Raw genomic sequence first — 22,139 nt, forward strand, 5'->3', positions numbered from 1 at the left:
CGCGTCGCCGCAGTAACCAGAAAATCGCGTAGTCGACTACGCGGTTCAGATCCGCGACTGAGCGTGACGATCATTGCTGTCCCATGAAACTTGAGAAGCGCTTCGAGGCGATAAGCCAGCCCAGCCCCGGATGGTGCGTCCGGACTGCAGTTCGAGCGTCCTCATCGAGGAGTAACCCATGAATAACGACAAGCACCTCAAGCATCTCGGCGAGCTGGCGGTGGCAGTGGGCATAGGGCTTGCGGTCGCCCCGGCCGGCATCGCGGTGGCAGCACCGTCCGTCGGCGACTCGTCCACGTCGTCGAGTCCTGACTCCTCCGACCAGACATCGTCCGACCGGCGCTCCACGGACCGATCCACGGACCGATCCACGGACGGGACCTCGTCGGACAGGACGTCCTCCGGCGCATCGCGCACCGACTCGGACTCGTCGAGCGGCAGATCCGGATCGTCCACGACAGGCGACTCGACCACGGATTCGCAATCCACCTCCGGCACGGATTCACAATCCACCTCCGGCACCGATACCCACTCCACCACGGGCACCGACTCCACGTCCGCCACCTCGAACGACGACACGAACGGGTCCGGCGCGACGACCCCCGACACCGCCACGGCATCCGACCCCACGACACCCGACAGCTCGTCGACGGCGAACGGCGGTGGCATTCCGGATTCCGGCACGACAGCAGACGAGTCCGAGCAGGTCGGATCGAGTTCTGCCAACACGGCACAGGCCACGATCAACGAGTCCGGTGCCGCGATCGCACCGGCCGACCGGCCCCCGGCCGGAGCAGTCACCGAGTCATCGGATTCGTACGCGTCCTCGACACCGGCACAGGGTCACGACCGCGCATCTGCGGGAAGCGCCGTTGCGCCGAACCCCCCGACCGCCCCGGCGACGGGCAGCTCGCGCACGGCACCAGACCCGGCCGCCACGGCGGAGGACCCGGCAGCGCGCGGACCCGCCCCGGCCGCGCCGGCAGCGATTCCGGACGCAGTTCCGGCGACGGCGACGGCTCCCGCGATCACCACGACCGACGGCACGACAGCCCTGACGCGCCGGGTATCCGACACCCGTGCCGAAGCACCGCACGTCGGGACGCAGGCATTGGCCCCGTCTCTCCCCACCCCGGCGGTGGACGTCGCATCCAGCGTCGTGTCGAAGGTGCTCGGAGCCCTCGGGCTACGTCCGTTCCTGTCGAATGACCCAACCGTACCGATCGAGTCGCCCACGTTCTGGGCGTTGGCCGCGGCATGGTGCCGTCGACAGGAAAAGGTAATCACCGCCGATGCGAGCCGAGCCCTGGCTGCCGCCCCCGTCACGACCGGCGAGCCGATCGAATCGTTCGCCGCCGCGAGCACCGCATCCACCGGCACGAGCTCTGCAGCCACTGCCGGGCCGATCGTCGGTGTGCCCGACCGCAGCACCGGTTCGGTGCTCGGCTCGATCAATTCGCCTGGAACCCAACTCGGTTACACGGTCACCGGACCGCCGAGCCGCGGAACGGTCACCGTCGACGCTACCGGCGGTTTCACCTACACCCCAACCCAGGTAACGCGCCAGGCGGCCGCGCTGAACCCGAGCGCCGATTACGACTCGTTCACCGTCACCGTGACCTCCGGGCAGTCCAGCAACCCGGTGACCGTGCAGGTGCCGGTGTCTGCGGCACGGATCCAGGTCGCGCAGTCCACCACTGTCGGGTCCAACCCGTCCGGTGCGGCGTTCGCAGGCACCAGAACCTATGTGGCAAATCAGGGTTCGAAGAGCATTTCCGTACTCGACGCAGGCAACGCCGTCATCGGCTCGGTGCCCGTCGGCACCTCGCCGACCGGCGTCGCAGCCAACCCCTCCGGGACCCGGGTGTACGTCACCAACAGCGGCAGCGGCAACGTGTCGGTGATCAACACCGCCACCAACACGGTCGTTGCCACCGTCAAGACCGGCACCACACCCAGCGCCGTGGCCGTCAACCCTGCCGGCACTCGCGCGTACGTCACCAACAGCGGCAGCGGCAACGTGTCGGTGATCGATACCGCCACCAACACGGTCGTCGCGACCGTCAAGACCGGCACCACACCCAACGCCGTGGCCGTCAACCCTGCCGGCACTCGCGCGTACGTCACCAACCGCAGCAGCAACACCGTCTCGGTGATCAACACCGCCACCAACACGGTCGTCGCGACCGTCAAGACCGGCACCACACCCAACGCCGTGGCCGTCAACCCTGCCGGCACTCGCGCGTACGTCACCAACCGCGCCAACAACACCGTCTCGGTGATCGACACCGCCACCAATACCGTCGTCGCCACCGTCGCCGTCGGTTCCCAGCCGACGGCCGTGCGCGTCACGCCCGACGGAAGCGCAGCCTATGTCGTCTCCAATCCGGACACCCTCACCGTCATCGACACGCGCACCAACATCGTCGTGTCCACCCTCTCCATCGACTCGCCCGCCGAGTCCGGCGACCACTCCATCGCGCTGAGTGCCGATGGTTCCCGGATGCTCGTCACCGATGCGAGCGACGGGCGGGTACGTGCCCTGACGCTCACATACGTGAACTCCGCGCCCACAGCGAGCTGGACGGCCGGCACACCTCGGGCGTCCGACGGCGCGGTCGTCGTCACCCTCGTCGACCCCAAAGACCCCGATGGCGACCCGGTGACCTTCACGAACACCGCCCCCGGGTCCGGATCGGTCCTCTCCGACGGCTCGACTTTCACCTACACCCCGACCACCGCCGCCCGCGACCTCGCCCTGCAATCACCGGGCGAGGACGCCGACCAGTTCACCATTGCCCTCGCCGACGGCCACTCAGTGACGAACATCGTTGTCACCGTTTCGGTCTCGCCGACGCAGGTTCCGGATGTCCTCGAGGTCGAGTCGACCGCCATCACGGTGGGAAGCGGTCCGACCGGCGCGGTGATCGTCGGCGACCGGCTGTACGTCGTGAGTGAGGACGGCTTCGTGCAGGTCGTCGACCGCGACACCAACACGGTCGTCGGGGCGCCGATCGAGGTCGACTGGGCGTCGTCGAACATCGCGGCCGCCCGCACGTGGGTGTATGTCAACAGCCCCTATTCCGGCACTGTCTCGGTGATCGATACGAGCACCGGCACCGTCGTCGACACGATCTGGCTGCCCATCTCCCCTGACTTCCAGGGCTATTCCCTGGCGCAGGAGTTGGCCGTCAGCCCCGACGGGACGCGCCTCTACGCCAGCGGTGAGGACGGCACGGTGTCGGTCGTCGACACCGCCACGAACGACGTGATCACCTCCCAGCCCCTCGGATACTTCACCGATATGGCCGTCGGCGAGGACCGTCGCCTGTACGGCACGAGCGGCGCGTCCGTTACCGTGATCGACACCGAATCCATGACGGCGATCAGTACCCTGGGAGTCGGGCCGGTGTGGGACCTCACCCGCTCGAGCAGCGAGTTCACCGATGTCACCAGCAGTGTCGCTGTCAACGCGGACGGCACCCGAGCCTATGCCACCTACCACGTCAGCACGGTGGAACTCGCCAGCGGCGGCTACTCCAACGGACATTTCATCGTCGACCGCACAGGACGGACCTGGCGCGTGACGGGCGGATACGAGGTCGTCACGGTGATCGACGTCGACCCGTCCAGCACCACCTACGGGACCCAGCTCGCGACGGTCCGGCTGCCCGAGGGAGCACAAGACGTGGCGATCAGCGCGGACGGCGATCTGCTGTATGTCTCCGGCGCGGACGGCCGGACCGTCTCGGTGATCGACACCTCGACATACGCCGTCCTCGGGACCTTCGTCACCGACCCGGACGGCTCGACCTCCGGGACGTACGGACCCTACCGATTCCTGCTCGTCGATCCCGATCCGGACACCGGCGGAACGCTGTACGTCACCGACTACGCCGACGGCGCCGTGTACGCCGTCACCGGCGCACCGGGCGGCGCACCCGCCGCTGTGCTCACCTGACCGAACCGACACGCTGGATGACGCGAACGACCCCCGATCCCTAGCGGGAGCGGGGGCCGATTCGTCGGACGCGACTAGCGGTAGTCGGAACCGAATCCATAGTCGTCCAGCGGAACCGCAGCGCCGGTGCCCTGGCCGAAGCCTTCCGGGCTGTACTGGCGACCGCCCAACCGTTGACCGCGCTGCCGGCCACGGTTCAGGACCGGGTAGGGAATTCCGAGGTGTGGCGGGTATACGCGCGCCAAGTTGTGGATCTGGTCTTGGGCGCAGTTCGATTTGGGGATGACTTGCCACAATCGCTCGATGAAACGCGGTCTAGTCATTCCGAAAGTTACGAGGATTTCCTCCGCGCTAGCGCCCCCGTATGGTGCCCACTTGCAAGCGAATTCGATGAGGCGCTCTGCTTCGATGTCAGGGTGGGCGCGTTTGCGGTCGGCTTCGTCCCAGGCGGCACGGCGGCTGTGGCGCCATCGGCTGTACTCGCGAGAATTCATAGGATTTCGTCGACCTTATTGTCGAAGGTGGGCCATCGGAATTTGGCAGGTCACTGTGCTCGTCTTGACTGTCAGAGCGTGTATCCCATAGCACGCGCTACCCGGGTAATAGTCGAATCCGAGCAGGTCATGTTCCTCGGGGACCGGACGTCAACGTGCACCGGCTGGTCCGCTGCGTCGCCCGGTTCCTGGTGCAAGTTGGTCCCACCTGAGAGGACTACTGCACGCCGACTGGTGAGTTCGTCCAGCGCCTGATCACTGTGGACTGAGTGCGTTGAACCTGTCACTGGCGGCGGCTCGCTCGGAAATCTCGAGCGCGCGGTAGCCGTGGTAGTAGGTCACGAGCATGAGTGTCCAAACCGACATCGCCAGGATGTAGAACAGCGTGTGATCCACATCATCACCGGGGATGGGGAAGAAGTCGTAGATCACGGCCACGAACGCCCCGAGTACCGTCGCCACGAACACCCATACCGCGATTCGTCGTTCGCCGATCCGCCACAGGCGAGCAGCGACTGCGAGCATGAACAGGGCGACAGCGAGATTGAGTACGAGGTAGAAGATCGCCCACCCCAGCTCGACGGGACGCACATCGAGTGCGCGGTTCATTCCCACCCCAACCGCCGCTGCGACCGCACCGGCATCGACCATCCACGAAGGGCGGTATCCGTGGGTCACCGCCAACATCCCGAGCACGATGATCAGCGTCATGCCGAACGAACGCGAGAACGCGTCGAAGAACACCATCAGGTGATAGCTGAGGCTCGAGTGCGAGACTCCCGTGGCGGCCAACAGGACTACGTTGGCGCCGGACGCCCCGATCACCAGCCACTCCAGTGCGAGCAGGTAGTTGGGCCTGTCGCGGATGAACTTGACGCCGTAGTAGAAGCCGGCGGCCAGTATGCATAGGTCGGCAAGCGGGCCGCGTTCTCGTCGTCCAGCAGGCAGGCGGCGGCGCGGTCGCCGACGATGAGGAACCGCTCGTAGCCGAGCCGAGTGGGTGCCTGCTCGTCGAGATGGGTTTGCACGATCACCTCAAACAGCTGCAGGGCACGCGTAGTAGCCGGTAGGGGAACCGGAGAAGGGCCCTCGTGAGACCGCCGAGCGTCACACCGCTGCTCCCGACCAGGACCAATCCGATGACCTCACACCGGCACATCACCACCGATCACGACGAGATCCGCGGTTGGATTCAGGCGCACCACGGCGCACCGGCACGAACGGCGGCGACCACCGACGCCGTAGGCGCTCTGCATATCGACTTTGCCGGGGTCCGCACTGGCGCGCTCGAGCACATTTCCTGGCAGGAGTGGTTTACTGCGTTCGATGCGCAGGGCCTCGCCCTGTGCTACCCGGATCCGCATGTGCGCGGCGGAGCGAGCGCGTGGTTCGAACTCGTGCCCCGCGGTCTCGGCGGCGGGTTTCATCCCTGACGTGAGCGGAGTGCCCACGTTCGGGGTGTGTTGGCAGTCGTACCCAGCGCCCACCTCGGTACACCATCGGGCCTGACCAGCGGGAATTTGCTCACGCCATGACCGGCTCGTGCCATGTAGCGACACTCCGAGCGCATCGTGGGCGGTGGGGACGTGTCGGTTGCGCGCCCGCGTACCGGGGTACGCGTCGCGAAAGACCACGTTGATCCGAAGGTCGGGGCGCCGGAGGATGTCCGCCGATGACCGATATCGTCACTGTCGACGAGAACGGGCGCTACCGGCTGCATCTGGAGCGCCGTTTGCACCACGACTGTGACGAGGTGTGGCGGGTGCTGCGCCTGCTGCATCCCGCGTGCGGGGGTCCGGGCATGCTGTGCCGGGTCCGGCCGCCCAGCCTGCTCGAGTACGCCTGCGGGGAGAGCGTGCTGCGGTGGGACATCACCGGCGAGGGGCACTCCCGGTCGGTTTTGCGGTTCAGCCACCAGTGCCCCCGCCGTCAGGACGGAATCGAAGAGATGGGCTGGTGGCTCACCGAGCTCGACGTCCTCGGCGAACTACTCGACGGGGTGGAGGTGACCGATTTCCAGCGCCGTGCCGAGGACATGATCGACCGCTGTCGACGCGCGTTCGAATAGGGACATCCCACGGCAGTAGCTGAGCGGCATGCGCGATCTGGCGTGGCTCGCGGCCAACCAGGGAAGAACTCGCGGCCAACCAGGGAAGAATAGGCATATGGCCCAGCCACCCAGCTCTACGCGACCCGCGAGCCCGGGTGTAGTGCGGTAGCCCGTCCACGCTTGTCCGGAGTCTCGCGTTGTGTGCGCGGTTCAGCGGCCCGTTCCGTGGGTATCGGGATGGTGCAGTGCGTAGCGGCCGGGCCCGGTGGCCTTGGCCCGGTACATCGCCCGGTCGGCGTGATGAATCAGCTCGTGCGGGGAGACGTTGGCACCGGTGACGGCGATACCGATACTCGCGGTGATCGGTCCGTCACCCGGGTGCGGGTCCACGGTGGCGATTCGGTCGGCGATCCTAATCACGTCCGCTGGGCCGGTGACGGCCGGGCACAGGATCAGGAATTCGTCGCCGCCCAGGCGCGCCACGGTGTCGGTGGGCCGGACCACAGACCGTAGGCGGTCGGCGAGTCGGATCAGGGCGGCGTCGCCGCCGGCGTGCCCCAATCGGGCGTTGAGGTGTCGGAAGTTGTCCAGGTCGATCACCAACACCGCCACCCGGCCACCGGTGCGGGCCGCCTGGTCGAGGGCGGAATTGAGACGCTCCAGGGCCAGGGTGCGGTTGGGCAACCCGGTGAGCGGGTCGTGCAGGCTCCGATGCCGCAATCGCTCCTCCGCCTCGATGCGGTCGATCGCGGTGGACAGCACCGCGGCCACCGCGCACAGGAGGGCCACCTCGCAATCCCGGGTGGGGCGCGGACGTGTGCCGTATGCGGTCAGCACCCCCCAGATTGGATCGTGCCCGATCGGCACGCCGATGCCGCCGCCCAGCCCGTTCGCGGCCATGTCCGCGGTCGCGAACCGTCGCTCGCGGGCGCGGTCCGGGCAGCACACTACCGCCGTCTCGGTGGCCGTGTACCCGGTCAGCGAACCGCGGCCGGCGGCGACGGTGCTCGGGCGCGGCCCGGGTCCGTGGTAGCCAAGCACCGCCAGGGCCGCCCCGCCGGTGTCCGGCACCCGGGCCACCGCAGCGCACCGCGTCCCCAGCAGTGCGGTGACCTCAGCGGTCGCGGCGGTCAGGAGAGTGTCGAGGTCGGCGGTGACCGCCAGCCGGCTCAGCTCGGCGAGTACCTGTTGTTCCCGGCACCGCTGGTCGGCCGCCGCCAGGGCGGCGAGCAGCGATTGCTCCTGCTCGCCGGAGGTGGACGGCTCCCGGCCGATTACCCCGATCAGCAGCGGGTGCCCGTTTTCGCCGCGTTCGGTGACGAAGACCGACAGGACCAACGGGATCGGTGCCCCGGTGCGCAAATTCCGCAACTCCGTCGGCCCGCACCACCGACCCCGTCCGGTCAGGGCGGCCGAGACCTCCGGTGCCTGCGTTACCGCGCTGGCGGTGCAGAGGTCGGCGGCCCTGCGCGCGGACACCTCGCCGGCCTTCGGGAACCCCACCAGGGCGGCCGCGGCCGGGTTCAGATAGCGGAGACGGCCCGAACCGAACTCCCACAGCGCCATCGGGGCGGGCGCGCATTCCAGTGCGGCGACCAGCTGCGCCGACGTCGCCGCGCCCGGGAACGATCCCGTCTCGGATCGGGTCACCTCTTCGGGGAACTCGGATTGTGCGGCGCCCTCCGGCACCCGGTACGGTTCGAACAATTCAGTCACGACTGGTCGGTTTCATTCTCGGACAACACCTTTCAGTGAATAGCTATGTCGCAACGGCTACCGCATTCGTTTCACGAGAAGGTTCCCGGGTCGCGGCATCGGCGGCGGTGACACGCCCAGGCGGAGATCTCCACGGTCCCGATGCCCCACGCCGGGGCCCCTGCCGATTCACTGGCGTGCGGGGCGTGGTTTTGGGTAAGCCGCACTGGCCGATGATGCTGATGAAGACGCCGTATCCGGTGTTCATCCGCGCCGCCTCCGTGGGGTGTGCCCGTTGCACATGCTGCGCCGGGAATTTCCGAAACCCGTCACTCCCGTGCGCGGTGATGAAATGCAGACACGGGACTCTCGGATATCCGTGTCGGCAAAATCATTCGCACATACTGCGAAGCGCCCCTCATCCTCGAGCCGCGCTTATCTCGCGGAGATCCACATTCTCGAACCGCGCTTCACGAAAGTTATTCCGGGTTAGCGTCCCCAATTTCGGGGTGACGATATCGACTCGACTGCGCGGCCGCCTGCCGACCGGGAACCGGTAGGCCGAGCTCACTTCACGGCCGAGGATGGCGGTAGGGGTTGGCGGCGAACTAGCCGGTGATCGTGCTGATCAGGGCGGTGGACCGGCTGCCCCCAGGTGAGCCGGGCCACCGCTGTCCCGGATTTGCTCCGTCGGTCAGCTCAGGCCGGTGCCCATCAGAATTCACTCCTCTCGTGGTGATGAATCCACGGGATCGTCGATCCCCCGCTTACGGTGCCTATCGCGCTTGGGGTCAAGGAATGTTTCGCAAAAACCCGAATTTCTCACATAATGAAATTAACAACCGCCCATAACGTTCTGGGAATTAACAACCGCCCATAATGTTCTGGGCAATCGATTGCGCAACGGGGTGACTTAGAATTACTCGGCGCCTTTGTTCCTCGTGCGTATTTGCGTGATCCACGAGGTTGCGGAGGTGGGGGCCACGCACTCGACCTCGCCCCGCCGCGGCGGGGCGCCCCGCCCGGCCGAAGGGGTTCGGCGGCCGGAGCGGGGCTGGCTGCCCGGTCCGCCTTCGCGGCGCGGGCAGCGTACTCAGCGGGTACCCGCAGACAACTGCGCTACGCGGGTAACCACGAAGGTCGGCAGACCCCGCGGTCATTCGGTGCGGTCCTGTCCGATCGGGACGCGGTGACGAACGAACTGCTCGCCGAACACGACGACGAGTTCGCCTCCGCCCTTCCGGAACTCGAGGGCTTCGCTCAGATTGAGCGTCGCCGACGCGGGGTAGTCGGCGGGAACGAAGGCACCACCCACCGACCACGGCCCCCACCCTTTTCGCCGACGCCGGCGCCGAGGTGCACCACATCTACTCGACAAAGGGGTTGGGCGATGACAGGCAAAGGTCAGATGGCGTTGGCCGTGGGTGCCGGGTACATGCTGGGCCGCACGCACAAGATGAAGTTGGCGCTGATGCTCGCGGGCGCCGGAGCATCCAGTCGGTTTCCTTCTGGCTCACTGGGTGTGCTCGGTCAGGCCGGCAAGCTGCTCGCGGATTCGCCCGAGGTCGCCAAGCTCGGCGAGACGGTCCGCAAGGAGTTGATGAACGCGGCGAAGACGGCCGCGGTCACCGCGGCCAGTCACCGCATCGACTCGCTCAACTCCCGGTTGCAATCGGGTGGCGACGAGGCCGCGGGCGGGAAGAGGTCCAAGCGCAAGAGTCAAGAGGAGCCCGAGGACGACTACGACGACGAGTACACGGAGGACGAGACCGCCGAGGAGGACAAAGCCGAGGAGGAGGCGCCCCGCGCCCGCAAGCGTCCGGCCCCACGCCGCCGCACCTCGAGCAGCGGTAGTTCCCGGCCCGCCCGGTCACGGTCCCGGTCGTCGACGAACAACGACGACGAAGAAGACGATCTGGCCCGAGCAAGGGCCCGCAGGACGCGCGCGAAGGCGACGACCGATTCCGTACCCGTACGACGACGCACCCGGAAGTGATCAGCGATGACCTCGAATCTCGACAGTGCAGCGAAGAAGCTGCGCCAGAACGTGTCCGGTGAGGCCGCATCGGTGTCACCGCTGAAGAAGGCGGCGCAGGGCCTGCTTGGCACCGTGACCGACAAGGCGATGTCCACCGTGTCCGACAAGGTGCAGGGTGCGGCCGGCCGGCTGACCGACTACGCCGAGGGCGGCGGTGGAAGCCTGCTGTCCGCGGTCACCGGCAACGGCAACGGTGACGGTGACGGGGACGAGAAGGGCGACGGCAAGTCACTGTTCTCCGGGCTGACCGACAAGGTGAAGGACACGGCGTCGGATGTGAAGGACGCGGTCACCGGTGGTGGCGGTGGGGGTAAGGGCAAGAAGCTCAAGTTGACCAATATCGTCGAAACGATCGATGTCGGTGTCCCGGTCCAACTGGCGTATAACCAATGGACCCAATTCGCGGACTTCCCCTCCTTCATGAAGAAGGTCGAGCGGGTGGAGCAGGAGGCGGACGAGAAGCTCGAGTGGAAGGCTCAGATCTTCTTGTCGCACCGCACCTGGGAAGCGTCGATCATCGAGCAGGTCCCGGATGAGCGGATCGTGTGGCGCTCGAAGGGCGCCAAGGGTTTCATCGACGGTGCGGTGACGTTCCACGAGGTGACCCCGGATCTCACCCGCATCGTTCTGATCCTCGAGTATCACCCGAAGGGATTGTTCGAGAAGACGGGAAACCTGTGGCGTGCACAGGGACGGCGAGCGCGTTTGGAGTTGAAGCACTTCGGACGCCATGTCATGACCCAGTCCGTTCTCCATCCCGACGAGATCGAGGGGTGGCGCGGAGAAATCCGGGACGGCAAGGTCGTCGAACCCGAGGAGTCCGAGGACATCAACGAGGAACCGGACGACGACGAGACTGCCGAAGACGAAGAGCCGCAGGACCAGGAGGACGAGTCCGGCGAGTACGAGGAAGAGGAGGAGCCGGAGGACGAGACCGGCGAGTACGAGGAGGAGGAGCCGGAGGACGAGGCCGCCGAGGCGGAGGAGGAGGAACCGGAGGAAGAGCCGGAGGACGAGACCGGGGAGTACGAGGAGGAGGAGCCGGAGGACGAGGCCGCCGAGGCGGAGGAGGAGTCGGAGGACGAGACCGGGGAGTACGAGGAGGAAGAACCCGAGGAGGAGCCCGAGCCGCGCCGGCGTCCCGAGCCGCGGCGGCGTCGTCCCCGGAAGCCCGCAGCAAAGAAGGCCCCCGCAAAGAAGGCCGCCGCGAAGAAGACCCCCGCGAAGAAGACCCCGGCAAAAAAGACCCCTGCAAAGAAGACCGCAGCAAAGAAGACCACAGCAAAGAAGGCAACGCCCCGGCGTAGGACAGGAGCACGCGCATGACCACGGCCGGTGGACCCAGCTCGAGCAGTCTCGCCGACGTCATCGACACCATCCTCGACAAGGGCCTGGTGATCGATGCGTACGTGCGGGTCTCGCTGGTCGGTATCGAACTGCTGACCATCGACGCCCGCGTTGTCGTCGCCAGCGTCGACACCTACCTGCGGTTCGCGGAAGCGGTGAACCGGCTCGAGATCGGCAGCGAGCCCAAGGGGCTGACGGACCTGGCTGGGGGCGGCGAGGGAGGCGCTGAATCGAAAACTCAGGGCGCACTCGGGGCCGCCGGCGAGAAACTCGGCGACCTCCTCGGCGGCGGACAGGAAGAACCTCAGCGCGAACGGGTTTCACGCAAGTCCACTCGCGAGGACAAGTGATGTCGACGTCGGAACAGGCCAACGGGCACCCGAGGGCCGACCGGTCGGACCGTTTCGAGCAGTGGTGTAGTCGTCGAATTGCTCAGTCCCTGGCGGTCTTTGATCGATTGAACTTCCGGAGTTCCGGGTAGTCCGGTAGTCCGCACTTACATCACCATTTCGGGTATGCCACAGGGGCGAGCTGGACGCGGCGGCGGTGAGAGCGCAGAGCGTGCCGAGGAACGATCGGTACCGCCACGCGTCGAGTCGCCCGCACACGGCGTTGCGGAGGGCGATAGCGGGGCAGGGAGGAGCGAGGAGGATGACCACAGCGGGTGGGCCGAGTTCGAGCAGCCTGGCCGATGTCATCGACACCATCTTGGACAAGGGCCTGGTGATCGACGCGTATGTGCGGGTCTCGCTGGTCGGTATCGAACTGCTCACCATCGACGCCCGCATCGTGGTCGCCAGCGTCGACACCTACCTGCGATTCGCGGAGGCGGCGAACCGGCTCGCGATCGGCAGCGAGCCGAAGGGGCTGTCCGATCTGGTGTCGGGCGGGACGGAAAAGATCGCGAAGTCGAAGACGAAGAGCGCCATCGAAGAGAAGCTCGGCGGCCTGCTGGGCGGGCAAGAGGAACCGGAACGGGAACGGGTGTCGCGCAAGTCGACTCGAGGTGACAGGTGATGGCTACATCGGAGCAGACGAAGAAGCAGAAGAGAGAGAACACAGAGAAGTCGGAAAAGTCGGACAAGAAGCAGACGGTGGGGGTGTACGTCTACGGCATCGTCCCGGCCGACGTCGAACCTGGGGACGACGCGACCGGGGTCGCGGATGGGAAGGTGGAGGTCGTCGCGAGCGGTGACATCGCGGCCCTGGTGAGCGAAGTGTCGGTGGACCGTCCGATCGGCAAACCCGAAGACCTGCCGCTGCGGTTCGGTGCGGTGCTCACTGACGCCGACGCCGTGAAGGAGGAACTGCTCTCGGCACATGCGGACGAGTTCGCGGCGGCCCTCGAACAACTGGAGGGCAAGGCCCAGTACGTGGTCAAGGGCCGGTATGCGGAGCAGGCGATCCTGCGGGAGATCCTCGACGAGAACGAGCAGGCGGCGCAGTTGCGTGAGGAGATCCGGGACAAGTCGGAGGACGCCGGCCGCCAGGCGCGGATGGCGCTCGGTGAACTGGTGAACAACGCGATCGCCGGCAAGCGCGAGGAAGACACCCGCAAGACGGTCGATGCCCTGGGCGACCTCACCGACTCCGTCAACCGCCGCGAACCCACGCACGAGGAAGAGGCCGTGCAGGTCGCGGTCCTCGTCGACGTGGACAGGCAGGACGAACTCGAAGAGGCTGTGGGAAAACTGGCCGAGGAGTGGGACGGCCGGGTCGAGCTGAAGCTGCTCGGGCCCATGGCCGCCTACGACTTCGTGGTCACCCAGAATCCGGCGGGGCAGGGCTGAACCACGGGATTGCTGTCTTTCATCGTCACGCTGCCGCTCCAGCCGGTGAAGGGTGTGATCTCGCTGGCGGCGTTGATCCAGCGGCAGGTCGAGGAGGAGATGCACAATCCGGCGGCAATCCGCCGCGGGATCGAGGAACTCGAGGAGGCCCGTGCCCGGGGTGAGATCACGGCCGAAGAGGAGGAGCAGGCGCAACAGGTGCTCATCGACCGGTTGACGGGATCACCCTAGGGAAATCACCGGCAGGGCCGCGCTGGATCCGCGGCGTGGTAGCGATGGGACGGATGCGGTGCGTGGTCATCCCGATTCCGCGGTCCCGGACAGGCCTGCCGTGGTCGTGTGCCCGAGTTTGCTCTTCCATCCCTCGGCCGCGAGGGCGGACGGGGCGGCGGCCGGGTGTCGACGTGGCCCGATCGAGGGGTCGCCGCCGCTGCCGGTGTTTCAGCGTCGGGGGTAACAGCGGGGCCGCACCCTCGATACATCATTATGGAGAGACGACGTGCGGATCCGGATACCGCTCTGGGCTACCTCGAAGGACTTCCCGCGCTGGTGCTGCTGGAACGGCTCCCGGTGCCGGTGCTCGCTGTCGACCGCGACGGTCACGTCGTGCACGTCAATCGCGCGTTCGAGGCCATGATGGGGTATCCGCACGATGTGCTCTCGGGGCGATCCATGCGAGATCTGCTCCCGACGGCGTCCCCTCCGCGGCCGGTTGCAGAGGATCTGCAACAGTCGGCGGGGACGATCGTGACGCTCACGCACCGAGACGGTTCTGCCGTGCGGGCGGCGATCAGCAAGTCCGTGCTGACACGTGCGGACGATCCGGTATTGCTCGTCTGCTTCCAGGACGTGACCGAGCTGTTGTGGGACGGCGGAAACGCGCCGACCTTCGGGTGAGGCCGCGATCGTGTCCGGTCGCTGGTCAGTGTCCGGGGGCCCGGAGGGTGCGGCGCGCAGGTCTCGAACGACACGTCCTTCACGCATGGGTTCTCGGTACGCACTCGGTCGGCGGCATCGGCAAACGCCGCCGACCCGCGAACGCCCGTGGTCGGGGCGCTGTTCAAGAGGACGGTCGGTGGGGTACTCGCGATCGGTCGGGATCGGCGCGCCCAGGCGAAAACACCTGGGGGCCGGAAGTGAGGAGCACAGCAATGACCACAGCGGGTGGTCCGAGCTCGAGCAGCCTGGCGGACGTCATCGACACCATCTTGGACAAGGGCCTGGTCATCGACGCCTACGTGCGGGTGTCACTGGTCGGTATCGAACTGCTCACCATCGACGCCCGCATCGTGGTCGCCAGCGTCGACACCTACCTGCGCTTCGCCGAGGCGGCGAACCGGCTCGCGATCGGCAGTGAACCGAAGGGCCTGTCCGACCTCGTGTCCGATGTCAAGGGCAGTGGCAGCACGAAGTCCAAGACCAAGGGTGTCCTCGAGGGCGTCGGGGAGACGCTCGGTGAGCTGCTCAGCGGATCCGGCAGCGAACGCGAACCGGCACCCCGGCGGAGGCGGAAATGACCTCCGCCGACGACACCGACGACAACGACAACGACGAGGGTGCTTCGGCGGCGGTGATCTATGTGTATGGCATCGTGCCCGCGGACGTGCAACCCGAGGACGACGCCTCCGGCGTCCACGACGCCCCGATCGAGATCGTCGAACACGGCGACATCGCGGCGTTGGTCAGCGAGATCGACCCGGACCAACGACTGGGCACCCCCGCGGACCTGCAGGCCCACGCCCACATCCTCGACGGCACCTCGCACGTCGCCCCGGTGCTGCCGCTGCGGTTCGGTGCCGTCGTGTCCGACCGTGACGCGGTCATCAACGAGCTCCTCACCGAACACGAGGACGAGTTCGCTGCCGCTCTCAATGAGCTCGAGGGCTTCGCCCAGTACATGGTGAAGGGCCGCTATGTTGAGGAGACCATCATCCGCGAGATCGTCGACGAGAGCCCGAAGGCCACCGACCTGCTCGAAACGATCCGCGACCAGCCCGAGGAGCTCACCCGGGACGCCAGAATGGCCCTAGGGGAGATCATCGGCCAAGCCCTCGAGGCCAAACGGGACGCGGACACCCGCACCACCCTCGACGCGCTGTCACCGCTGACCGACACCGTCACCGTCCGCGAACCCACCCACGACGAGGACGCCGTCCAGCTCGCGGTCCTCTTCGAGGTGGACCGGCAAGGCGAACTCGAACGGACGGTCGGCGACCTGGCCGAACGCTGGGACAACCGGGTCACCATGCGCATCCTCGGCCCCATGGCCCCCTACGACTTTATGGTCACACCGAAGCCGGAGGGCTGACGAAAAGGTCTGTGGTCGTTCAGGGTTCCCAGAGGCTGTGCTCACCCTGCACGTACCGGCTTTCGTGCGAGGTGTCCCGGGTGCGCGTTGAACCGCACCCGGCATCGGAGCGTTGGGTGCTGCGGAGGGTGTCTCCTGACATCACTACGCGGGCGGAAGCCCGGGCAGACGCACTCACCTGGCTGGACTTCGTTCTCGATGTCGATCTTCCCGACCCACCGACGTCACCACCGCATAGGTCGGGCGAAGTTCCCAGTACGTAGGACCGCCGGTTAGTTCTGTGCCTTCGGCGATGTGTCGGGGTGCTCGTAGCAGGGGGCGCACCCGGCCGCCGCTCGCCCCCAACGAATGGTGAGGGTCCTGCGGCGCCTCGCCTCGGTGAGGGGAACCAGCCCACACCACTGGATGGACCGAAATCGCGTGTCGTGCATCGAATTTCACCGTTCCGGTGCGGCTGTTCTCGGTGCGTCTTCGGCCGACCGTGACCGATCATTCCGTCGCTGATGCCATTCCCGGCCCGTCCTGCGCCCGAAGCGGCGCGGCCGGCGCTTTCAGTGGTGTTCGCGTTTGCCGATGCCGGGGTTACCGGCGGTGCTCGTGTGGTCTGTGCTGGTCTCGGGATCCTGCTCGGCGCGTAGTTGCGCGTTGTCGGCTTGCAGGCGGCGGTTGTGGCGTTCGAGTTCGTCCGTGCGGTGCTCGAGGTCGAGAACCCGGCCGATACCGACGAGGTTGACTCCGGCTTCGATGAGTTCGGCGATGCGCCGAAGCCGCGTCAGGTCGTAGTCGCTGTAGCGGCGGGTGCCGCCGTCGGTGCGGCCCGGGGTGATCAGCCCGTAGTCCTCGTACAGGCGCAGCGCGGCGACCCCGAATCCGGACAGCTCGGCGGCTACCGAAATGCCGTAAACGCCGCGCAGCGACGGTGATTCGGAGTCGTACCGCTCGAATTTTTCGGGCACTTCTGCTCCGATCGGGAATTTTCTCGCGTAACCTCTTGTCATGGTCTATGACAGATGCTATACCAAACCTACAGCATCTGCTGGAGTTTACCTGGTGGAATGAAGAGAGTGTTTCAGGAGGTGGACACGATGTTGATGCGTACGGATCCGTTCCGCGACCTCGACCGTCTGACACAGCAGGTCCTCGGCACCGCGGCCCGTCCGGCGGTGATGCCGATGGACGCCTGGCGTGAACAGGACCGGTTCGTGGTGGAGTTCGATCTACCCGGCGTGAATGCCGACTCGCTGGATCTGGACGTCGACAAGAACACTCTGACGGTGCGTGCCGAACGGTCCGCGCTCGACGAGAACCGAGAGATGGTTGCAGCCGAGCGTCCGCGCGGGGTGTTCAGCCGGCAGTTGTTCCTGGGGGAGAACCTCGATGCGGACAAGATCGAGGCGATTTACGACGCCGGGGTGCTGCGGTTGACGATCCCGGTCGCGGAGAAGGCCAAGCCCCGCAAGATCGAGATCAGTAGTGGGCATTCGGAGAAGAAGGCGGTCACCGCCTGAGCGCGGTCGACAGGGAGACCGTCAACGCTCGACTGAGACGACACGGCTCGGGAGGGGGTGAATTGTCGATGACACTGGCGAACATGGTCACCGACGTGAATGCCACCGTAATTCCGGAGCGCGGCGCACGCGAAGTGGTGTGGCCGTGGCACGAGCTCGACTACGCAGTGCTCGAGGCCGATTCGGATCGCATCCTCGCCGACGCGCTCACGCCGCAGGCCGTGGTCCTGCTCGCTCGGCTGGCGACTGCGCCGGCCGGTCCGCCGCAGCCCTTCCCTCCCGCTTCGATGGGGTGGACGGTGTCGGCTCCTCCGGTCCCGGAGATCCGGGCCACGCAGCGTTCGCCACCGGCACCCGGAAAGTCCATCCGCAAGAGTATGTTTCGTCTGTGATGTAGTTCGGAACGGGGTGATGAATCAGACGAGTGCACCAGCTCACGGGGTTCGACCGCTGCCGCCTCCTTCACCTGTCATTGCTTCGCGAGCGGCGCGGCGAACCCGGGGCACACCGCCCGGTGCCGCCGATCAACGAAAAGGACCACACGACGGCGCCGACCGCGCACCCGACAACAATCCGTGGTGGTTGTGTCGGATCGACCGGGGCGCACGGCCATTAGTGGCAGACGGTCTTCGTCGGCTGTTCCGGGCGGGGCAGTGCCCACCTGTCACATTCACGAGAATCAGGAAAGCGGGTGGGCCTTTCGTGCGGGTCGGGCTCGCCCGTTCTGGTGGTTCCGGCACCTCGATGCCCGGGACCACCTCTTCTCCGGCGCATCGCAGGAACGAAACGAAGTGACGGCCGCCAATCGGGATCCGTATCAGGTGCTGGGACTGTCCTCGTCGGCGTCCCAGTCCGAAATCACCAGTGCTTACAGGCGGCTGCTGCGTGAACACCATCCCGACACCCGCACACGCCCCCGGTCCTCCAATCCGGCGGCGGACGAACACCTCCAGCGCATTCTGTCCGCCTACGCCCTGCTGCGCGATCCCGAGCACCGCGCCGCCCATGACCGGGCGGTGACCGAGAGGGCAGAGGCCGAATCCGATGCCCAGCCTCGGCGACGGCCGGAGGCTCCGACCCGGCCGGCCACCCCGATCCGCATCCGGGTCGTCGTGCGCGGTTCCCCGCCGCCGCAGGGCCCACCCGCAACGGGGTTGTGGGTGAGCCCGGTGCAGTGGCACCGCTGACATGAGCACTCACCCGGTTGCAGCGACATCGCGCCGCCGTGCGGGAGGTGCCGATGAGGATCATCAGGGCGTCGTTCCGCCGAGGTGAACAGGTAGGTAGGTGGTGGAACATCCGTTGCCGCTTCAGTCTCGTTCGGGGCCGCCGGGCCCTTCCGTGGAGTTGCGGTGGGCATGAGAAGGCTGCCCGCGCTGGCGCTGGGGGCCTCGACGGCTGCGGTCGCGGTGGTCATCGCAGCGCCGCCCGCCTCCGCCGATACTCCCGGCGACGCGGACTCGCCGTCCGTGCTCGCCGCCACCGGATCCGCCGCATCCGATGTGCTCGGCTCCTGCGCCGACGAACTCGGCGCCGTCGACGGCGGCATCGCCCCCGACTGGTTGCCGCACTCGAACTCGGTGACGTCTCCGAATCCGCAGGCCCCGGCTCGTTCGACCACACCCCCGCCGCTGACGAGGCATCATCGGAATCGGAGCCCGCCGAGGACATCGCACCGAAGCCGGCCGAGGACGAGGCCACCGGAACCGGGGAGGCAGGCACCACCACCGAGGAGCAGAGCGAGCCCACCGACCCCGCCGGTGTCGAGGCGCCCTCACCCCGAGGGGCCTTCACCGGAAGCGAACACGGGCACCGCCGCCGCGACCGGCGAGCGAGAGGCCGAGGCCGCCGCGACGCCGTCGGGGAGGTCTTCGACTTCACTTCGAACCGAACGTGGAGATCACGTTCACCGGTGCGTCCGGCCCGGGCCGCTTCGAGGTGTCCTACCTGACTGAGGAGACCGCCGAGGGAACCCGGCTGAGCTGCCACATGCGGATGGAGCAGAAGGGGCTGTTCGCCCTCGCTGACCCGGTGGTGGCCGCGAGCCTGCGGCGGGACTTCGCCGCCAACCTGCGACACCTCGAGGCTCTGCTCGAAACCCGCGCCGAGTAAAGCCGTGTCCCTGTGTGGTCAGGTCAGGGCGCTGCCGGCCTGCCATTGCTCCCACGGCACGGACCAGTCGCCGTTCTGCCACAGCTCGAGGGGAGCGCCGCCGGTGTTGCGGACCTCGACGATGTCGCCGGGGACGGAGAAGTCGTAGAACCAGCGGGCGTTGTCGGGGCTCAGGTTCAGGCAGCCGTGCGAGACATTGGTGTTGCCCTGCGCCCAGATGGTGTCGGCGAGTTCGTGGAGGTAGATGCCGTCGTTGCTGATGCGGGTGGCGTAGTTGATCGATTCCTTGTATCCGAGGCGGGAGTTCACCGGCAGTCCGTAGGTGGAGGAGTCCATGATGACCGGGTTGGCTTTGTCGATGACGGTGTAGATGCCCGGTTGGGTCCAGAACGAGAGGGTCTGCCCGCCCACGACTTCGGTGCCGCCCCGGCCCATCGACGTCGGCATCGTGCGGACCACCTGCCCGTTGTCGGTGACGGTGACCTGTTTGGCGGTGTCGTCTGCGATGGAGATGTGTGCGTCGCCGATGGTGAACGAGGTGGTCGCGTCCTCCTGGCCGAAGAGGCCTTCGCCGAGCGCGATGCCGTAGACGTTGGCGCGGACGGTGACCTGGGTGCCGGGTGTCCAGTAGTTCTGGGGTCGCCAGTGCACGTTCTGGTCGTCGGCCCAGTACCAGGATCCGGTCACCGGGGGTGTGGTCTCCACGTGCAGGGCTCTTTCGGCGGCGGCGCGGTCGGTGATCGGTTCGTCGAAGTGCGTGACGATCACGATGCCGATACCGAAGGTGCCGCCGTCGGCGAGCAGGTTCCCGCCGCTGGTGACGAAGGTGGGTTTGGTTTGGTTGCCGGGGGTGACCGTGGAGAACGTGCTGGTCTTCTCGCTCCGGACACCTTGGTCGCCGACCGCGGTGACCGCGAGGGTGTAGGTGCGGCCGTAGCCGAGGGGCACTCCCGGTTTCCAGGACAGGCGATCGGGGGTGAAGATGCCCTCGACCACCCGTCCCTCGTCGTTGGTCATGGTGACCGTCTCGAGGGTGCCACCGTTTGTGCTCACCGCTACCGGGTCCGTGGGGTTGACCGCGGCGGCGCCGTCGGCCGGGGACACGGTGATCTCCGGTCCCGGCGGCGGTGTGGCCGGTCCTGCGGGTTGGTCGGTCGAGGGTGCGCAGGCGGCGGCGAGAGCGAGCAGCAGGACTGCGAGGACAGCGGCGAGGTGACCGGGACGGCGACGGGCGTGCATGACAGTGATTCTCCCGTGCGGAAGGGCCCGGGCGTGTGCAGTCGCTATGCGACGGCGGTCACCAGGGCAGTTCGCGGCAGCGGCCTTCGCCCCCGGCGGGTTCGACCTAGGTGGCGCCATGCCCGTGGACAGCACCTCCACCAGGTGAACGGGGTGTCGCGGTTGTATCACCGCTGGCTCCCCATCTGCCGCGTCGGTGCGGTCATCCGTTGAACTCGTCGACGTCGATATGCCCGGCCAGAACTTCAGCGGCAAGTCGAGGATCGCGCGGCCCGTTGTATCGACGGCACAGGAATATTCCGCAGCTGGTGAGCGAGCATTCCGGCATCGGTGCCGCCGACCGCCTGTCGGCGTTCCGTGCTGATGATTAAGCGCCTCAGCCTGGGGTAAGCACGGCTTACGCACCCCCGTCCGGCACCAGCTGCCCGCGACGCCGAGGTGCCCAGGTGCCAACACAGTGGGTGAAGACGATGAAAACCATTTGGCTGGTGTCGGCGGCCGCCGGGGCGGGATACCTGTTGAGGGGCTGGACCGCAAAGCTGACCGATTCCCCTGAGATCGTCAAACTCGGCGAGACAATTCGGGCTGACCTGATGAACTCCGCGAAAGCCGCGGCAGTCACCGCGGCCAGCTCGCGTATCGAATCGCTGAACAGCCGACTCCTAGCGAGCGGCGAGAAACCGGCGGGGAACGAGGACGCGGTTGCCGGAACCCCGCGCGGGTCGGGCGAGATCCGCGACTCCCACGTCGACGAGCCGCCGGAGAGCGAAGAAGAGCGCGCGGAGGATAACAAGGTCCCCGAACAGGTAGGGGAAGGCGAAAGGCTGTCGGAGGTCGGAGAAGAGAAGCAGGTCGAGAGAAGAGGCGAGACCGACGACAGCGCCGCGCCCTACCCACCCGAGCAGAACGAAGCGCCGAGACGCCGTCCCCGTGAACATGCCCGGGGTGCAAGCACGGCCAGAGAGATCCGCCAATGGGCGGTGCAAGAAGGCTATGAGATCTCCTCGCGCGGCCGCATACCCACGAACATCGAGCACGCTTTCCGCGTCGCCCACTAACCACCTCACCCCCGATGGGTAGAGCCACGGGTACCTGGCCCACGAGCTGATCATTTCGAACCGTGGCCGGAGGCGGACTCTGTGTGGGCCCGTTCCCTGGGTTTATCCTTCGCCCGGCAGGGGCTCCGTGGCACGCTATCGGTATGTGCGGTCGTTACGCCTCGACGACGAGCCGGGGAACGTTATCCGAAGATCGGCTCACGCATGATCAACGCTCGAGCCAAGACCGTGCATGAGAAGCCTGCGTACAGGCAGTGTTTCAAGTCGCGGCAGGGATCGAGGCGATGCGGGCGGCAGGTGAGATCCGGGCCGGCGTGGGTGCGCCGCGCACCGCGTCCGCGTTCATCGCGGGAATTCAGGGTGGGGTGCAGGTCCTGCGGTCGACGGGCAGTGTCGAGGATCTCGAGGCCGTCCTCGACACGCTGATCGGCTATCTTCGGGGCCCGGGATCGACCGGCGCTGCCTGCTGATCGGCCGGGATGCCACCGGGAATTGGCGTGCGCGGCACCGGTGCGTCGTCGGGGCAGCGCGCGACAGCG

At 67.0% G+C, this 22,139-nt stretch carries 24 protein-coding genes; 18 read left to right on the forward strand and 6 right to left on the reverse strand.

All coding sequences use genetic code 11. The features are described 5' to 3' along the window. Window positions 1–178 precede the first annotated feature (178 nt). The gene (locus tag WKC72_RS21220; RefSeq protein WP_370178959.1) at window positions 179–3,961 is read left to right on the forward strand and encodes a hypothetical protein; all 3,783 of its coding nucleotides are present in this window, start codon (window positions 179–181) and stop codon (window positions 3,959–3,961) included. Between the two features lie 74 nt (window positions 3,962–4,035). On the opposite strand, the gene WKC72_RS21225 is transcribed toward WKC72_RS21220, so the two are convergent. Together WKC72_RS21225 and WKC72_RS21230 are read right to left on the reverse strand one after the other, a co-directional pair. After that, window positions 4,036–4,284, reverse strand: a complete 249-nt coding sequence (locus WKC72_RS21225) for a hypothetical protein (protein WP_322789928.1) — start codon at window positions 4,282–4,284, stop codon at window positions 4,036–4,038. Window positions 4,285–4,710: 426 nt separating this feature from the next. Continuing rightward, window positions 4,711–5,280: a hypothetical protein gene (locus tag WKC72_RS21230; RefSeq protein ID WP_245973237.1), complete on the reverse strand. Its 570-nt coding sequence runs from the start codon at window positions 5,278–5,280 to the stop codon at window positions 4,711–4,713. Between the two features lie 314 nt (window positions 5,281–5,594). Here WKC72_RS21230 and WKC72_RS21235 point away from each other — a divergent pair, with 314 nt between their 5' ends. Both WKC72_RS21235 and WKC72_RS21240 read left to right on the forward strand, forming a co-directional pair. Further along, window positions 5,595–5,888 (forward strand): hypothetical protein, encoded by a 294-nt coding sequence (locus tag WKC72_RS21235; protein ID WP_037231836.1) that lies wholly within the window; start codon window positions 5,595–5,597, stop codon window positions 5,886–5,888. Window positions 5,889–6,127: 239 nt separating this feature from the next. Continuing rightward, window positions 6,128–6,523, forward strand: a complete 396-nt coding sequence (locus WKC72_RS21240; protein ID WP_370178962.1) for a hypothetical protein — start codon at window positions 6,128–6,130, stop codon at window positions 6,521–6,523. A 192-nt stretch (window positions 6,524–6,715) separates the two neighbouring features. Here WKC72_RS21240 and WKC72_RS21245 read toward each other — a convergent pair whose 3' ends face one another. Beyond that, a complete protein-coding gene (locus tag WKC72_RS21245; protein ID WP_370178964.1) occupies window positions 6,716–8,221 on the reverse strand; it encodes a diguanylate cyclase domain-containing protein in 1,506 nt (501 codons plus the stop codon). Between the two features lie 1,135 nt (window positions 8,222–9,356). Next, window positions 9,357–9,515 (reverse strand): hypothetical protein, encoded by a 159-nt coding sequence (locus WKC72_RS21250; RefSeq protein ID WP_158461210.1) that lies wholly within the window; start codon window positions 9,513–9,515, stop codon window positions 9,357–9,359. Window positions 9,516–9,590: 75 nt separating this feature from the next. Here WKC72_RS21250 and WKC72_RS21255 point away from each other — a divergent pair, with 75 nt between their 5' ends. The 9 genes from WKC72_RS21255 to WKC72_RS21295 all read left to right on the forward strand — a co-directional run bounded on the left by WKC72_RS21255 (window position 9,591) and on the right by WKC72_RS21295 (window position 15,683). Beyond that, complete coding sequence (locus WKC72_RS21255) at window positions 9,591–10,196, forward strand: hypothetical protein (RefSeq protein WP_128638428.1); 606 nt, start codon at window positions 9,591–9,593, stop codon at window positions 10,194–10,196. A 6-nt stretch (window positions 10,197–10,202) separates the two neighbouring features. Next, window positions 10,203–11,564: an SRPBCC family protein gene (locus WKC72_RS21260; protein ID WP_370178967.1), complete on the forward strand. Its 1,362-nt coding sequence runs from the start codon at window positions 10,203–10,205 to the stop codon at window positions 11,562–11,564. Next, on the forward strand, window positions 11,561–11,935 hold the full coding sequence (gene gvpJ, locus WKC72_RS21265) for a gas vesicle protein GvpJ (protein ID WP_037231892.1): 375 nt from the start codon (window positions 11,561–11,563) through the stop codon (window positions 11,933–11,935). The genes WKC72_RS21260 and gvpJ (WKC72_RS21265) overlap by 4 nt, the downstream gene beginning before the upstream one ends. 301 nt (window positions 11,936–12,236) lie before the next feature. Further along, the gene (gene gvpJ, locus WKC72_RS21270) at window positions 12,237–12,602 is read left to right on the forward strand and encodes a gas vesicle protein GvpJ (protein WP_005241539.1); all 366 of its coding nucleotides are present in this window, start codon (window positions 12,237–12,239) and stop codon (window positions 12,600–12,602) included. Then, window positions 12,602–13,375 carry a GvpL/GvpF family gas vesicle protein gene (locus tag WKC72_RS21275; RefSeq protein ID WP_370178970.1) on the forward strand — a complete coding sequence of 258 codons (774 nt, stop codon included), beginning with the start codon at window positions 12,602–12,604 and terminating at the stop codon, window positions 13,373–13,375. Before gvpJ (WKC72_RS21270) ends, WKC72_RS21275 begins: the two co-directional genes overlap by 1 nt. A gap of 9 nt (window positions 13,376–13,384) precedes the next feature. After that, window positions 13,385–13,606: a gas vesicle protein GvpG gene (locus tag WKC72_RS21280; RefSeq protein WP_128638431.1), complete on the forward strand. Its 222-nt coding sequence runs from the start codon at window positions 13,385–13,387 to the stop codon at window positions 13,604–13,606. 255 nt (window positions 13,607–13,861) lie between these two features. Continuing rightward, window positions 13,862–14,272, forward strand: a complete 411-nt coding sequence (locus tag WKC72_RS21285; RefSeq protein ID WP_037231898.1) for a PAS domain-containing protein — start codon at window positions 13,862–13,864, stop codon at window positions 14,270–14,272. A 254-nt stretch (window positions 14,273–14,526) separates the two neighbouring features. Then, window positions 14,527–14,892: a gas vesicle protein GvpJ gene (gene gvpJ, locus WKC72_RS21290; RefSeq protein WP_005241554.1), complete on the forward strand. Its 366-nt coding sequence runs from the start codon at window positions 14,527–14,529 to the stop codon at window positions 14,890–14,892. Continuing rightward, window positions 14,889–15,683, forward strand: a complete 795-nt coding sequence (locus WKC72_RS21295) for a GvpL/GvpF family gas vesicle protein (protein WP_370178974.1) — start codon at window positions 14,889–14,891, stop codon at window positions 15,681–15,683. Before gvpJ (WKC72_RS21290) ends, WKC72_RS21295 begins: the two co-directional genes overlap by 4 nt. Window positions 15,684–16,234: 551 nt before the next feature. Here WKC72_RS21295 and WKC72_RS21300 read toward each other — a convergent pair. Next, a complete protein-coding gene (locus WKC72_RS21300; RefSeq protein WP_245973238.1) occupies window positions 16,235–16,639 on the reverse strand; it encodes a MerR family transcriptional regulator in 405 nt (134 codons plus the stop codon). 129 nt (window positions 16,640–16,768) lie between these two features. Between WKC72_RS21300 and WKC72_RS21305 the strand changes: the two genes are divergently transcribed. The 4 genes from WKC72_RS21305 to WKC72_RS21320 all read left to right on the forward strand — a co-directional run bounded on the left by WKC72_RS21305 (window position 16,769) and on the right by WKC72_RS21320 (window position 19,303). Continuing rightward, window positions 16,769–17,191 carry an Hsp20/alpha crystallin family protein gene (locus WKC72_RS21305; protein ID WP_112298847.1) on the forward strand — a complete coding sequence of 141 codons (423 nt, stop codon included), beginning with the start codon at window positions 16,769–16,771 and terminating at the stop codon, window positions 17,189–17,191. A gap of 68 nt (window positions 17,192–17,259) precedes the next feature. Continuing rightward, the gene (locus WKC72_RS21310; RefSeq protein ID WP_268790412.1) at window positions 17,260–17,583 is read left to right on the forward strand and encodes a hypothetical protein; all 324 of its coding nucleotides are present in this window, start codon (window positions 17,260–17,262) and stop codon (window positions 17,581–17,583) included. Window positions 17,584–17,982: 399 nt separating this feature from the next. Then, window positions 17,983–18,378, forward strand: coding sequence for a DnaJ domain-containing protein (locus WKC72_RS21315; RefSeq protein ID WP_370178977.1), 396 nt, complete (start codon window positions 17,983–17,985; stop codon window positions 18,376–18,378). Between the two features lie 706 nt (window positions 18,379–19,084). After that, complete coding sequence (locus WKC72_RS21320; protein WP_370178980.1) at window positions 19,085–19,303, forward strand: hypothetical protein; 219 nt, start codon at window positions 19,085–19,087, stop codon at window positions 19,301–19,303. Window positions 19,304–19,321: 18 nt separating this feature from the next. On the opposite strand, the gene WKC72_RS21325 is transcribed toward WKC72_RS21320, so the two are convergent. Continuing rightward, on the reverse strand, window positions 19,322–20,542 hold the full coding sequence (locus WKC72_RS21325) for an Ig-like domain-containing protein (protein ID WP_370178983.1): 1,221 nt from the start codon (window positions 20,540–20,542) through the stop codon (window positions 19,322–19,324). A 446-nt stretch (window positions 20,543–20,988) separates the two neighbouring features. On the opposite strand from WKC72_RS21325, the gene WKC72_RS21330 reads away from it, so the two are divergent. Both WKC72_RS21330 and WKC72_RS21335 read left to right on the forward strand, forming a co-directional pair. Then, window positions 20,989–21,600, forward strand: a complete 612-nt coding sequence (locus WKC72_RS21330; protein ID WP_370178986.1) for a histone-like nucleoid-structuring protein Lsr2 — start codon at window positions 20,989–20,991, stop codon at window positions 21,598–21,600. Between the two features lie 284 nt (window positions 21,601–21,884). After that, a complete protein-coding gene (locus WKC72_RS21335; RefSeq protein ID WP_370178988.1) occupies window positions 21,885–22,070 on the forward strand; it encodes a hypothetical protein in 186 nt (61 codons plus the stop codon). Window positions 22,071–22,139 lie beyond the last annotated feature (69 nt).

This window comes from Rhodococcus wratislaviensis (assembly GCF_041228765.1).
GTDB lineage: Bacteria > Actinomycetota > Actinomycetes > Mycobacteriales > Mycobacteriaceae > Rhodococcus_F > Rhodococcus_F wratislaviensis.

Excerpts from the sequence above, each read along its gene's own strand:
- WKC72_RS21220 (WP_370178959.1), top strand. The coding sequence starts at position 179 with ATGAATAACGACAAGCACCTCAAGCATCTCGGCGAGCTGGCGGTGGCA.
- WKC72_RS21225 (WP_322789928.1), bottom strand. The coding sequence starts at position 4,284 with ATGACTAGACCGCGTTTCATCGAGCGATTGTGGCAAGTCATCCCCAAA.
- WKC72_RS21235 (WP_037231836.1), top strand. The coding sequence starts at position 5,595 with ATGACCTCACACCGGCACATCACCACCGATCACGACGAGATCCGCGGT.
- WKC72_RS21240 (WP_370178962.1), top strand. The coding sequence starts at position 6,128 with ATGACCGATATCGTCACTGTCGACGAGAACGGGCGCTACCGGCTGCAT.
- WKC72_RS21255 (WP_128638428.1), top strand. The coding sequence starts at position 9,591 with ATGACAGGCAAAGGTCAGATGGCGTTGGCCGTGGGTGCCGGGTACATG.
- WKC72_RS21260 (WP_370178967.1), top strand. The coding sequence starts at position 10,203 with ATGACCTCGAATCTCGACAGTGCAGCGAAGAAGCTGCGCCAGAACGTG.
- gvpJ (WP_037231892.1), top strand. The coding sequence starts at position 11,561 with ATGACCACGGCCGGTGGACCCAGCTCGAGCAGTCTCGCCGACGTCATC.
- gvpJ (WP_005241539.1), top strand. The coding sequence starts at position 12,237 with ATGACCACAGCGGGTGGGCCGAGTTCGAGCAGCCTGGCCGATGTCATC.
- WKC72_RS21275 (WP_370178970.1), top strand. The coding sequence starts at position 12,602 with ATGGCTACATCGGAGCAGACGAAGAAGCAGAAGAGAGAGAACACAGAG.
- WKC72_RS21285 (WP_037231898.1), top strand. The coding sequence starts at position 13,862 with ATGGAGAGACGACGTGCGGATCCGGATACCGCTCTGGGCTACCTCGAA.
- gvpJ (WP_005241554.1), top strand. The coding sequence starts at position 14,527 with ATGACCACAGCGGGTGGTCCGAGCTCGAGCAGCCTGGCGGACGTCATC.
- WKC72_RS21295 (WP_370178974.1), top strand. The coding sequence starts at position 14,889 with ATGACCTCCGCCGACGACACCGACGACAACGACAACGACGAGGGTGCT.
- WKC72_RS21305 (WP_112298847.1), top strand. The coding sequence starts at position 16,769 with ATGTTGATGCGTACGGATCCGTTCCGCGACCTCGACCGTCTGACACAG.
- WKC72_RS21310 (WP_268790412.1), top strand. The coding sequence starts at position 17,260 with ATGACACTGGCGAACATGGTCACCGACGTGAATGCCACCGTAATTCCG.
- WKC72_RS21325 (WP_370178983.1), bottom strand. The coding sequence starts at position 20,542 with ATGCACGCCCGTCGCCGTCCCGGTCACCTCGCCGCTGTCCTCGCAGTC.
- WKC72_RS21335 (WP_370178988.1), top strand. The coding sequence starts at position 21,885 with ATGCGGGCGGCAGGTGAGATCCGGGCCGGCGTGGGTGCGCCGCGCACC.